Origin of the sequence: Streptomyces sp. NPDC001093 (assembly GCF_040298985.1) — a bacterium.
Taxonomy (GTDB): Bacteria; Actinomycetota; Actinomycetes; order Streptomycetales; family Streptomycetaceae; genus Streptomyces.
The window spans coordinates 15,718-28,513 of the sequence record NZ_JBEPBF010000058.1 but is presented as its reverse complement, the minus strand read 5'-3'; the positions used below and the strand labels follow the sequence as shown (position 1 = coordinate 28,513).

The 12,796-nt window shown below is 74.5% G+C and carries 7 protein-coding genes; 4 read left to right on the top strand and 3 right to left on the bottom strand.

Going from position 1 to position 12,796, the window contains the following annotated elements; all coding sequences use genetic code 11:
- Positions 1-13: 13 nt before the first annotated feature.
- The 4 genes from ABT288_RS26460 to ABT288_RS26445 are packed head-to-tail and all read left to right on the top strand — an operon-like array spanning position 14 to position 7,460.
- Positions 14-2,641, top strand: a complete 2,628-nt coding sequence (locus ABT288_RS26460) for a hypothetical protein (protein WP_351612440.1) — start codon at positions 14-16, stop codon at positions 2,639-2,641.
- Between the two features lie 11 nt (positions 2,642-2,652).
- Positions 2,653-3,744 (top strand): TRAFAC clade GTPase domain-containing protein, encoded by a 1,092-nt coding sequence (locus tag ABT288_RS26455; RefSeq protein WP_351612438.1) that lies wholly within the window; start codon positions 2,653-2,655, stop codon positions 3,742-3,744.
- 5 nt (positions 3,745-3,749) lie between these two features.
- The gene (locus ABT288_RS26450) at positions 3,750-5,213 is read left to right on the top strand and encodes a GAP1-N2 domain-containing protein (RefSeq protein ID WP_351612435.1); all 1,464 of its coding nucleotides are present in this window, start codon (positions 3,750-3,752) and stop codon (positions 5,211-5,213) included.
- A 3-nt stretch (positions 5,214-5,216) separates the two neighbouring features.
- Positions 5,217-7,460: a discoidin domain-containing protein gene (locus tag ABT288_RS26445; RefSeq protein ID WP_351612432.1), complete on the top strand. Its 2,244-nt coding sequence runs from the start codon at positions 5,217-5,219 to the stop codon at positions 7,458-7,460.
- A gap of 22 nt (positions 7,461-7,482) precedes the next feature.
- On the opposite strand, the gene ABT288_RS26440 is transcribed toward ABT288_RS26445, so the two are convergent.
- The 3 genes from ABT288_RS26440 to ABT288_RS26430 all read right to left on the bottom strand — a co-directional run bounded on the left by ABT288_RS26440 (position 7,483) and on the right by ABT288_RS26430 (position 12,735).
- Entirely contained in the window at positions 7,483-10,071 is a 2,589-nt protein-coding gene (locus tag ABT288_RS26440; protein WP_351612429.1) for an NACHT domain-containing protein, read from the bottom strand.
- A gap of 67 nt (positions 10,072-10,138) precedes the next feature.
- Positions 10,139-10,924, bottom strand: coding sequence for a DUF8017 domain-containing protein (locus tag ABT288_RS26435; RefSeq protein WP_351612426.1), 786 nt, complete (start codon positions 10,922-10,924; stop codon positions 10,139-10,141).
- 338 nt (positions 10,925-11,262) lie between these two features.
- Positions 11,263-12,735, bottom strand: a complete 1,473-nt coding sequence (locus tag ABT288_RS26430; protein WP_351612423.1) for an MFS transporter — start codon at positions 12,733-12,735, stop codon at positions 11,263-11,265.
- Between the last annotated feature and the right edge of the window lie 61 nt (positions 12,736-12,796).

The window sequence follows — 12,796 nt, the reverse complement described above, 5'->3', positions numbered from 1 at the left end:
GGGGGACCACGCCGTGCCGTTCGACGAGCCGCGCTACCGGCGCGAGGTGCTCGATGCCGGACTGCCGGTGACCGACGACCTGCGCATCCGCTACCAGTTGCCGCGGCGCCTGGACGGGCCCGCGGTCACCGAGACGGTCGCCGCGGCACGCGCCTGCTGGCGCCGCAACCGCGCCCGCCTCAAGTACCGCCCGGTCATCGAGGAGCTCGAGGCCGGGCACCTCATCCACCGGCCGCTGTTCGACGCCGCGGCCGGCGGCGACCTGGGCCCGCTGCGGGCGGCCCTGGCCGAGCACGACCGGCACGCCGAGTCCGGGCAGGCTGCCCTGGGCGCGACCCTCCAGGAGGCCGCGGGCGGGCTCGGCCTGCTCGCGGAGGCCACCGTCGCGGAAGCCGCCGCGGCACACCGGGTGAGCGAGGCGCAGGCACGGGACCTGCTGCCCGGACTCGGGCTGCGCATCGCCGAACCGGACCCGCTGCCCCGGGACGTGCCGCACCCCGCCTACGCCCGCTGCGCCCGCCACCTGGAGGTGCTGCGCCTGCGCCACCTCGACGACTTCCTCACGACCGGCACCCCGGGGGGCCGCACCCCGCAGGCCGTACGCCTCTTCGACGCGCCGCCCGTCGAGGCCGCGGCCGTGGAGGAGGCGGCCCGCCGCTGGGGTCGGCTGCCGCACAGTGCCGCGCACACGGCCGCCCAGGCCGTCGGCGCCGCCGTGCGCCGGGTACTGGCCGACCAGGGCGCCGAGGGCCTCGCGCAGGTGCGGTTGTACGAGGTGGCGGTGCCGCTGCGGGAGAGGCTCGCCGCACGCGCCACCCCGGCCACCCTTCTCGCCCATGCAACCGGGGAGTTGTCGATCGCCGCACCGGACGCGCGGCGGCTGGTGTTCGCGGTGCTTCACGAGGAGGCCGGGAACCCCCTGGCGGGACGGCTGCGGAGGCTGACCGCGGACGGGCGGCTCGCGGAGGCGGCGGCCGTCGCCGACCGCCTGCCCGCCGAGGCCCTGCCCGAGGACGTCCGCAGCCTGGCCGCCCACGTGCGAGGGAAACTGGCCGAGGCCCGCGCCCTGGTCGACCGCGCCCGGAGGCTGCCGGCCCGCGAGGCCGACCTGGCCTGGGAACTGCTGGAGCAGGCGGAGGCCGTAGCCCGCGACGTGCCGGGCGCCGACGCCGTGCGCCGGGCCCTCGCGGTCCGCCCGGTCTCCGGCCTGACGGCCACGCCCGACGGCACGGGCGTCGCCCTGACGTGGCGGCCCAGCCCGTCCACGGCGGGCGAGCCCGAGTACGTGCTGCTGCGCACCGAACGCCGCCCGCCGTACGACCCGGCCGACGGAACCGGGCTGCCGCTGCCGTCGCCGCGGGCCACCTCGTTCGTGGACCGCTCGGCACCCGCCTGTGTCCCGCTGTACTACGCGGTCGCCGTGCGCCGGGCCGCCGAACCCGACAGTGGGCCCTCGCCGCTCGCGGTGTGCGGACCCGTCACGTACTGGCCCGACGTCAGCGGCGTGCAGCTGCGCCCCGAGGACCGCGTGATCACCGCCGCGTGGACCCGTCCGGCGCAGGCCCGGTCCGTCGAGGTCGTCCGCGCCGGGCCGGACGGCGAGGACGTGCGGGTCGCGGCCCGCCCCGACGGCTTCACGGACGGCGGGCTCACCAACGGCACGACGTACCGCTACCGCATCCGGGTCGTCTACCACACCGACGACGGGCGGCCCGTGCGCACGGGCGGCGTCTCGCTCACCGCCACACCCCTCGGGCCGCCCGAGCCCGTCACGGACCTGGAGATCCGCCGCGTGGACGGCGGCCTCCTGGCCTCCTTCGACCCGCCGCCCGGCGGCGAGGTGCGCCTGTACGGCTTCGGCGGCGAACCCCCGTGGCCGCCCGGCACCCGGCTGCGCACGGCGGAACTGCCCGGGCGGCCGATCACGGCCCGGCCCGCCCCCGAGGGGCTGCGGTTCCCGCCGCCGGACCGGCCCACGGTGGTGCTGGCGGTCACCGTCGCCGGGGAACGTGCCGTCACCGGAGCGCACGCGGTCGCCGCCGTGCGGTCGCTCGGCGCCCTCACCCTCACCCGGCACGGCGGCACGGGCGTGGCCGTCGTCCTCGACTGGCCGCCCGACGCCGGCGACGAGGTCGAGGTCACCTGGCGGACCCCCGGCGAGCAGGACGAGCGTCGGCGCACCGTCGGCCGGTCCGCCTACCGGCACGAGGCGGGCGTACGGCTGCCCGTCGCGGACGGCGCCGGGGTGGAGGTCGAGGTGCGGCCGGTGGCCGTGCTCGGCGGGCTGCGCACGTACGGCCCGCCGAGCACGGCGGTGCTGCGCGCGCGCACCGACGTCGGCTACCGGCTTCAGCGGCACGGCATGCCCGGACGGCGCACGGTCACCGCCGTGTTCACCGCGCCCGCCCCCGTACGGGCCGAGCGCCTGCTGCTGGTGCGCTCCCACGGCCCGGTCTGGCCGCTGGAGCCCGCCGACGGGGACGTCCTCGCGGATCTCGCCGAGGCGGAGCTCGGCCCGGGGCGGGACGTGCGGCTGTCGGCGCGGCTGCCCCGCGGCCCGGGCGGCTGGCTGCGCTGCTTCGCCGTCGGTGAGGGGCTCGTCCTGCGGGACCCGCCGCACCACACGCTCGAGATCACCTAGGGGCAGGGGACATGAGACCGACGCGCCGCCGCACCTGGGTGTGCCCGCACTGCTTCCGGAACGTCACCCGGACGCAGATCGCGTACGTCTGCGCGAGCGGCACCGCCGCCTGCGCCGAGGGCAAGGGCCTGATGTCCGCCGACCCCCGGACCGGTTCGGCGGTGTGCCGCACCTGCGGCCGCACCGCCACCCGGCTGCGCTGCACGGCCTGCGGGGGCCGGCTGCCGGAGGGCTATCTGCGCACCCCCGGGAAACTGGTGGCGCTCGCGGGCCCCGTCAGCTCGGGCAAGAGCACCTACATCGCCGTCCTCGTGCACGAGTTGCTGCACCGCCTCGGCGCCGAACTCGACGCGGCCCTGCTGCCCTGCGACGACGACACCATGACCGACTACCACGAACGGTACGAGCGGCACCTGTACGAGGAGCAGCACACCGTCCCCAAGACCGCCGAGCACGACGGGGGCCGACCCCTGGTGCACCGCCTCGGCCGCACCCGGCGGGGCCGCTTCGGGCGCGCCCGCGAGCAGGTGCTGACCCTGGTGTTCCTCGACACCGCGGGCGAGCACTTCACCTCACGGGACCGCATGGACACCCAACTGCGCTACCTCACCTCGGCCGACGCCGTCGTCGTCCTCGTCGACCCGCAGGACCTGCCCGGCGCCCCCCTGAAGGACGGGGACGGGGTGCCGGGCCGGTCCGGCGAGGTACTGGCGCGGGTGCTCGGCCACCTGGGCGGCGGCGGGAAGGTGACCGTGCCGGTCGCCGTCGCCCTCACCAAGGCCGACCTGCTGTGGCCCCACCTGCCGGACAACTCCGCCCTGCACCGCACCCGCCGCCCCGGGCCCGTCTTCGATGCCGACGACCGCGCCGCCGTCCACGCCGAACTCCAGGCCCTGCTGAACCGCTGGCAGGAACACCAACTCGACGCGCGGCTGCGCCGGTTCTGCACGGACTACCAACTGTTCGCCCTCTCCACACTCGGCACCGCGCCACAGCGCGGCGGCGGCCTCGGCCACGGCGGCGTCGTACGGCCGCACCGCGTGGAGGACCCCCTGATGTGGCTGCTGCACCGCTTCGGCGCCCTCGACCGGGGACGGGGGTGACCGGCATGGCCGGGCAGGCTCACTACACCTCCGCCCCGCCGTCGGCCGCCGACCGCCACGGCGGGTTCCGCTTCACCGCCGTCTCCCCGGCGGCCCGCCCCGCGCTCGGCCTCCTGCGCCCCCTGACGGGGTACACGCCCCCGCCGGGCGCCGTCCCATCTGCCGGATATCCCATGGCGTTCGCCTACGACCGCCCCGACGACGACACGGCCGTCCTGACCCGTACCCGCTTCACCGGCCGGGACTACACCGGGCGCCTGGGCAACCACTTCTGCCACGCCCTCTGCGCCGGCCCCGGCGAACTGGCGGGCCTGCGCCCCGTCGAGCTGTGGGACACCCCGCAGTGGGCACCGTCCCCCGCGCCCGACGACGGCCACGTCCTGCCCGACCTGGCCGAACTCGTGCCCGGCAGTGCCGTCGGGCCCGACCGGGTCCGACGGCTGCTGGACGCCACCGGTGAAGCGGGAGTCCGCCTCCTGGAGCGGCTGCTCGCCGTGGCCCTGCGGGCGCTCGCCGGCGAGGGCACGGGCGCGACCCTGGTGTCCGCGGACCCGGAACGTGTCGTCGACTGGATCGCCGCGGTCTCCTACACCCTCCCGGCGGGCCTGGCCGCCCGACTGACGTTCACGACGTACACGGCACGTCCGGAGGACGACCACCGTCATCTGACGGGAACACGGCCGGAGACGGGGGAGCGGGCGCCGGCCCCGGTGTTCGATCTCGACGGGCTGAGGGAGGACGGAGACCCGGAGCCGTGCGCGACGGCGCGCTTCCTCGCGGGCGCGTGGGGCAGCGGGCGGCTGGACGTGGTGGACACGGTGGCCGAGCTGTGGGACGCGGCTCCGGACGAGGGCGCCGGGGCGGGAGTGCGGCGGCTGCGGTCCGCGTGCGCACTGCTCGCGCCGGACGGCACCGCCGGGGACCTGGTCCAGGCGACGTCCGCCCCCTCGGGGCTCGTGGGTTTCGTACGGGCGCTGGCGGAGCTGCGGCCACAGGCGGCGGGTGTCCCGCCCGAGCGTGTTCGGAACGCGGCCGAACGCCACCTCGCCACCCTGACGGCACCACTCGGCGACCTACGGGCCGCGCTCGCGCCGCTGCCCGAGCCCTACCGGGGCGCCGTCCTGGCGGGGCTGCTCACCGCGCTCGAGGCCGCCGCCGAGTCGCGGGCCGAGGTACTGGACGCCCAGGCGTGTGCCTTCCTCGCCTCCCTCGCCGACGGAGCACCGGGCGGGGTACCGGACGTGCTCGCCGAGGCTCCCGGCACCGCGCTGCACGTGCTGCGCCGGGCGCCCGAAGAGCCGCGCCGGGCCGGCCTGAGGATCCTGCGGCTGTACCGGCGGGGGCTGTGGGAGGAGACGGAGACCTACGAGGCCCTGCGCGACCTCGTGCGGGCCGAGGAGGAGGAACCCGAGCGGGAACGGGGGCCACGGCTGCCGTGGCGGCGCGGATCCGCGCGGGAGAAGGAGTGAGCCGTGGCCAACCCCGTCGTTCTCCTCCTGATGGTCACCCTGCTGGTCGCCCTGATCGTCGGCCATGGCGTGTGCGTGACCCTGCCACGTCTCGTCCTGTCCCAACTGGGCATCGTCTGGCGGACGTTCGGCCCGGCCGCCGGCGCCGCAGCCGCCCCGGACGGCGAACCGGCCGCCCCCGCCTACTTCCGCGTCACCGCGCTGCGCGACCTGCGCGCGGCCTGGTGGGACGGTCTCGACGAACACACACGGCTGGTGAGCGATGCCGAGCGGTTCCTGGACCGCTGTGTGAGAGGACTCGAGCCCTCGCCGCAGAGCGTGACCCGCGGACAGCGCTTCCTGGTGGTCGTCGTGGCCCCGGTCCTCGTGGCCACGATGACCGCCGTCATCCTGACCGCGACCGCGCTGAGCATCCTCCCGCTGCTGTTCTCGCTCCTGTTCTGGGCCCTGTGCTGCGCGCTGTGGACGCTGTGGTGGGTGATGTGGGCCGCGGTCGAACGGACGGGACGCGCACTGCGCCGCGGGCCGGCGCCGTGCCCGTACACGCACTGTGGACGCACCGTCGTGCGGCCCGTACGCCTGTGCCCCCGCTGCGGCGCCGGGCACGGTGCGCTGACCCCGAACCGGTACGGCGCGCTGTACCACCGCTGCCGCTGCGGCACCCGCCTGCCGGCCGTTCTCGGCGCCCGCCGCCTGGACGCGCGCTGCCCGCACTGCGAGAACCCACTGCCCGCCGGATACGAGCGGGCCCGGGTCGTGGTGCTCGTCGGCGGCCCGCGCGAGCAGCGCACCGGTGTCCACCGGCAGGGCCTGACCGAGCTGGGCGCCTCGCCCGGGAGCGAACCGCCGCTGGTGCGCTCGGGCCGGACGCCCCTGCTCTGGTACGACCCGGCCGGTGACGCGTACCGCAGTCAGGAGTCGGTCGCCCGGCTGGAGGTGCTGGGCCGGGCCGACGGACTGCTGCTGGTGGTGGACGACCCGGCCGCGCACAGCGTCGCCGTGCACGCCGTCACCCGTGTCCTGCACGTCGTGAGCGCCCTGCCCGCGCGCCGACGCCCACGCCGTCTCGCGCTGCTGTACACCCGGGCCCGACAGGGCGACGACACGGCCGTACGCGCCGAGCTGGAAGCGGCCGACGGCGGCCATCTGCTGCGCGCCCTCGACGCCACCGGCATCCCGGTGCGCTGCGTCCCGGCCTCCGCTCTCGCCGGGATCTCGCAGTGGCTGGCCGGGACGGACGGCACCCCGGCCCCGGGCGGGAGCATCACCCCACCGCCCGCGCGCCGCCCCACAGGTGCCGCCGCCCGGCTGCCACGCCACCGTGTGGCCCGGCACAGCCTCCTGGCCACCCACCTCGCCGGTTTCCTCGCCGTGCCGATCGTCCTGGTCCTCCTGCAGGCGGGCGCCCTGCCACCGAGGGCGTTCCTCGGTCTGCCCTCCGTCTACGACAAGTGGCGGCATCCGCTGCGGGATTCGGTCCACCAGGTCGACCTCATGGCCTTCGCGACCCGGGACTGGCCGAGGCTCAGCGTCAGTTACGCGGCCCCGGGGCATCCGCCCTCGGCGGCGCTGCCCGGGCACGACGGGTACTGGTCGGTCAGCGGCTCCCCGCACCCGGACAACTGGCTGCGCGTCGACTTCGGGATGCCGCTGCCGCTGAGCAGGGTCTCGGTGGACTTCGACCCGGACACCATCGGGGCGTACTCGTCGCCGGGGGTCAGCGTGGAGGGGCAGGTCGGCGCCAGTACCGTCTCGGCCGACGACTCCTACGAGTGGCGCGACGCCAGGACGGGAAACGACGGCAAGACGTACGGCTACGACTTCCCCTACCGGCACACCGTCGACTCCGTCCGCATCGGTCTCGACTCCCTGCGTGACGAGAGTCGGGAGAAGAAGCTGCGCCTGCGCGAGTTCAACATCCGCTGGACCAGCTCCGACGCCCTGCGCCTGCACCCGGCGGACGGTGGCCGGCTCCGCATCGAGAACGCCACCGCCCGCGACCTCGCCATCGTCGTACGGCCGCCCCTGCTGCCCGCGGGCTGGCACGCCGCGCTCGTGGGACGCCCGCCCCGGGTGCTGCGGGCAGAGGACACCTACGAGGCGGGCTGGCGGATCACGGCGCCGAGCGGCGCCGAGGGCCGCGCCCCGGTCGCCTACGCCGTCGACGCAACCGAGGACGGGACCACGGTGACGTCCCGCTGCCTGGCCCTGCTCACGGCCGCCGGAGGCACCGAGTCGCTCTGCTGAGGGCGTCAGCCTGCTGAGGGCCTCAGTGCGTCCAGCGCGGCCCGGCGAAGTCGGCCAGGGCCGCACCCAGCCGGTCGTCGACGTGCCCGGTCAGACCGAGCGACAGCACGAAGTACCAGCCGTCGCCCATGCGGGAGCGACGCGGTGGGCGCGGGGCGTCGGGGGCCAGCCGGACCTGGAGCGCGTAGAAGCCCGCGTCCCGGCCCCGGGAGACCGCCCGGCGCACCGTGATCTCCTCCACGTGTCGCCAGGCGTAGGAGCGCCGCCTGCGTCCGGTGACCGAGGTGACGCCGTCCCGGGTCAGCTCCAGCTCGATCCGCTGACGCGGCATGAGGAGGCCGATCACCGTGATCAGGACGCCGAGGAAGGGAAAGAACAGCAGCGGCAACCAGTAGATGGCCTGCCGCCACTGGCCGGACACGGAGAAGCGCACGAGGAAGACGGCCATGATGGAGCCCAGCGCCGCCCAGTGGGCCAGCGGCACCCTGCGGGAGCGGCCGCGGAGGCGGTAATGGTCCGTGGTGCTCTCCACCGTGAAGTGCCGGGGGTCCGCGAGCGCGGGGACGCGCGGCGGCTCGGGGGCGGCCGCCGAGCCCCGCTCCCGAGCGAGCCGCGCCGCCAAGTGCTCCTGGAGCCTGTGGTTGCGGAACCGGTACGTGCCGCCCGACAGTTGCAGCAGGCCCGCCGTCCGCGCGTCCCCGAGGAAGGTCATGAACGTCCAGGGCACCCGCCCGGTCGCCGCCAGGGAGCACTTGGCGAGGAACCAGCGGCTCCACGGGCTGAGCAGCACGAACATCGCGGAGGCACCGGCCCAGGCCGCAAACGCGGGCCACCAGTTGCCCGAACCCTGCGAGTCGAGCCAGAAGAACGAACCGGCACCGACCCCGATGAGGGGAGCCACCAGCGTCAGCGTCGTGACGAGCGCGGTCTGTTCGCCGCGCAGGAGTTCCCCGGGGGTGGCGGCGTCCACGGTGTCGGCGGGTGCCGCGTACACGATCATCAGCAGGATCGGCAGCACGGTTCCGATCGCCAGCGCGACCAGGCCCGGGTCCCGCGCCCCGGACAGGTACAGCGCGAGGAGGAGGACGACGAGAGCGGGACCGCCCGTGAGCGCCGCGAGACGGACTCGTGGGCCGACCCGCGCGTGCCGGTCGACGGAGCGCAGGGCGTGGATGAACAGCAGCGGGTTGGCGCTGCGGCGCGGCTCGGCGAGCCGCTGGCCGAACCAGCCCGCGGTGACGGACCGCGCGAGCGCCGCCAGAATGGCCCCGAACGACACGTCCATCGTCACGCCGACTTGGCCCACCGGGGAGTCCGCCGCATAGCCGGACATGCCCGCCCTGATGACCAAGGACAGCAGGATGCCGGCCGACAGCAGCGCGGGCACCGCGAGCAGCCGGGGCAGCGGCGCCGCGTACAACCGCCACCAGGCGAGCTCGGACTCCCCCCGGCGGCTGAGCAGCAGCGCCAGGTACGACAGCCAGGCGCCGGCCCGTTCGGCGTCCCAGGCGCGGGGCGGGTGCAGCCGGCCGGGGTCCGGCGGCCGCGCCGGGAAAGCGGCGGGCACGATCCGGTCGAGCAGGTGCGCCTCGACGGCCTCCCGGGTGGGGAAGCGCTCCCGCTCCGTCAACTCGTCCGGATCGGCCGTCGGTTGCTCGTACGAGCGGCGCACCAGCCACACCATCAGGGGACTGGTCAGGGCCCACGAGACCGGTGCGGAGGGTTGGTTGCGCAGGGTGCTCAGCAGGCCGGCCCAGGCGGCGGCGCGGGCCGGCGGCCGGGCTCTGCGGAGGTAGTCCGCCACCTCCTCCGGGCGCAGCGGCAGCGACTCGATGACGGTGGCGTGCCGCAGGCCCTTGCCCTTCCCGTCCAGGTCGGCGTACTCGGCCGAGCGGGAGACGAGTACGGCGTCCCCGTCGCCGCCGAGGCCCGTGTTGAGAGCGTCGAGGACCTCGGCGCGGCGGTGCGCGGGGAGTTCGTCGAGGCCGTCGAGGACGGGCAGCACCCGCCGGTCAAGGACCAGCCGGCGGCCCGGGTGGACGCCGTCCACGGGCGGCAGACCCGGGTGGTCCCGGTGCAGCCGGTCCACGAGCCACTCGGTCAGCGACTGCCGCCGGGTGTCCCAGGACTCCAGCGACAGCACGAGCGGGATCGGTACCTCGTGCTCGCCCTGGGTGAGCCGGCGGGCGAGCAGTTCGAGGGTGAGCAGGACGGACAGGACGGTCTTGCCGGACCCCGCGGTGCCGAGCACGACCAGCCGCCGCCGGGGGCTGAGTCTCAGGAACGTCCCGGCGATGGTGTCCGTCCCGGAACCCGCCGGGATGTACTCTCCGGCGGACACCACCCGGCGGCTGGGCGTCCAGCGCACGGGCAGCGGCTGCGGGTCGGTCATGTCCCAGGCGTCGGCCTCGGCCCGCCAGCGGCGCAGGAGGCTGCGCGCGAGTTCCTGCTCGGCCGCGGCCAGCGGGGTGTCGTCAACGGGCGTGTCCACCGGCGAGTGGACGATGATGTCGCCGTGCAGGATCCCGATCTGGATCAGGTAATCGGCGGTGCAGTCGACCGCGGTGTTGGTGATCTGCGGCCCACCGCCCGACCCCGTCTGCCTCTCCATGTGCGTCCGCCCCCGTCGTCGCCGTTCCCACTGTACTCACCGGGGACCGGCCGTCGCCGGTGACGGTTCAGGATTCCGTCGGCTTCCCGTGGAGGCGGACCGTGCTGAGGATCTTCATGATCGTCCGGTCCGGCAGCTCGCCCCGCACGCCCGTGGCGCCGAGGAGGCTCCATGCGACGAGGCCACCCGCGGAGTCCTTGAAGCTGAAGGTGATGGCCTTCCCGTCGCTCGTGCACTTGTCATTCCTGGGCGCGTTCTTGGACCGGGCCCAGGCGATGCTGCCCTTGAGACCGGACGTGGTCGTGTAAGGCCTCGCCGTCCTGTCGGAGACGATGCTCTTCCTGTCGGGCTGCGTGTAACCGCCGTACACCCACTGGACCGACTGGCTCAGGGCGGCGTCAGCGGTGCTCCGGGCACCCTCGGCGCCCTTGGTGCCCGCCACCGCCAGCGCTGTGCCGTCCACGCGTCCGTCCTTGTCGGCGTCGGACAGGCACCAGTCCTCCTGGAGGACCGCCGGTGCGCCCATCATGATGACGAACTCGCCCGCGTTCTTCGGGTCGTTGTAGTCGAGCTTGCTGTTCTCGAAGCCGAACAACAGGTTCGACGGTTTGACGTCCCAGTCCGGCGGCACGTCGAAGGCCGTGCCCCACTCGGGGTTGATGACGACCTTCCAGCCCGGGACGGTGGGTCTCTGGGTCGTGCTGCCGCGTGGGTTCTTGGACGTCGGAGCCGAGGCCGTCGGGCTCCGCGGGGCACTCGCGGGCGCCTTCGTGTTCCTGCTGCCGCCGTCGGCGTTGTCGCCCTTGAAGCCGCCCACGATCAGCGAGCCGGTGACGCAGGCGGCTACGACCACGGTCGTGACCGCAGCGATCGCAACGGCCTTTGCCCGGTTCCCACCGTCCCCGCCGCTCGACGGCCGCGGCCACCTCGGCTGCCGGCGGGGGTTGTGGCTGTGAGGGTTCTCGCCCTCGGGCGGCTCTCCTGACCCCATGCCCAGTAACCATAGCCCCGGGCTTTCCCTGGCTCCAGGTCACCGGTGGCGTTCCAACGGGCCTTGCCAGGGCGCCAATTGGGATCGCAATGTGACGGCGGGAGCCGGTCAGGGGCGCGGCGCACGGCGTCCGTAGGCCGACGTACCCGTGGCGGGCGGTTCGATCGGTTACGGACGCCGAGATCGGGGGACGCGCGGGGTCACACGGCCGGGCCGCCGCCCGCGCCGCTGAGGGCTTGCAAGTCGCTCTTGCGGACGCGTATGACGACTGCGGCGACGACGAACGCGAGGACGGCCATGGCGGCGGCCGGGACGAAGGCAGTGGAGATCCCGTGGGCGAGGACTTCGTGGCTCCACGGGGCGGGAAGCTGATGGGACTTGGCGAACGCGGCCTTCTGCTCCGGCGTGGCCCGGGCCAGGAACGACGCGGCTTGCCTGGTCGCCTCGTCGCGGCTGGCCGAGCCGAAGACGGTGGTGAGGATGGACAGCCCGAGCGAACCACCCACCTGCTGTGTCGCGTTGAGAAGCGCGGATGCAGCGCCCGCCTCGTGGGGGGCGACGCCGGATACGGCGGTGACGGTGACGGTGACGAAGTTGAGTCCCATGCCGAAGCCGAAGACCAGCATCGGGCCGAGCACCCCGCCGACGTACGAGCTGCCCGAGTCGACCATGGACTGCCAGGCCAGGCCGACGGCGACGAGGATGGTTCCGGTCATCAGGAACGGCTTGGGGCCGAGCACCGGCAGCAGCCGCTGTGATACCCCCGCGCCCGCCGCGATGACCACGGTGACGGGCAGGAAGGCCAGGCCGGCGCGGGTGGGGGAGTAGCCCAGCACGTTCTGCACGAACAGCACGATGTAGAAGAACATGCCGAACATCGCTGCCGCGAGGCTGATCATGATCACGTATGTGCCCGAGCGGTTGCGGTCGGCGAACATCCGCAGGGGGGTGATCGGTTCCCTGGCGCGGCTTTCGACGAACATGAAGGCGGCGAGGAGTACCACGGCCGCGCCGAACGCGCCGAGCGTCAGCGAGTCCCGCCAGCCGTCGGATGCGGCCCTGATGAACCCGTAGACCAGTGCGACCATGCCGAGCGTCGAGGTGAGCGCGCCGGTCACGTCGAAGCGGCCGGGGTGGCGCTCGGACTCGTTGATGTAGCGCGGTGCGAGTGCCGCGATGAGGATGCCGATGGGTACGTTGACGAAGAGCACCCAGCGCCAGTCGAGCCAGTCGGTGAGCAGTCCGCCGGCCAGGAGTCCGATGGCGCCGCCTCCCGCGGAGACGGCGGCGAAGATGCCGAATGCCCTATTGCGCTCGGGGCCTTCGGGAAACGTGGTGGTGATGAGCGCGAGCGAGGTGGGTGATGCGATGGCTCCGCCCATTCCCTGCAGGACTCGTGCGGCCAGCAGCTGCCAGGGCTCCTGGGCGAGTCCGCCGAGCAGGGAGGCGAAGGTGAAGAGCAGGATGCCGGCGATGAAGACCCTGCGGCGCCCGAGGATGTCCCCGACTCGCCCGCCGAGCAGCAGCAGGCCGCCGAAGGTGAGGGTGTAGGCGCTGACCACCCAGGTCAGGTCGGTCGTGGAGAAGTTCAGCGCGGTCTGGATGTGGGGCAGGGCAATGTTGACGATCGTGGAATCGAGCACCACCATCAGCTGGCACGCGGCGATGACCATGAGCGCGATGCCTGGGTGTGACGGGCGTGAGGCCGGACCCGGTGGCGCGGGTACGGGTGAC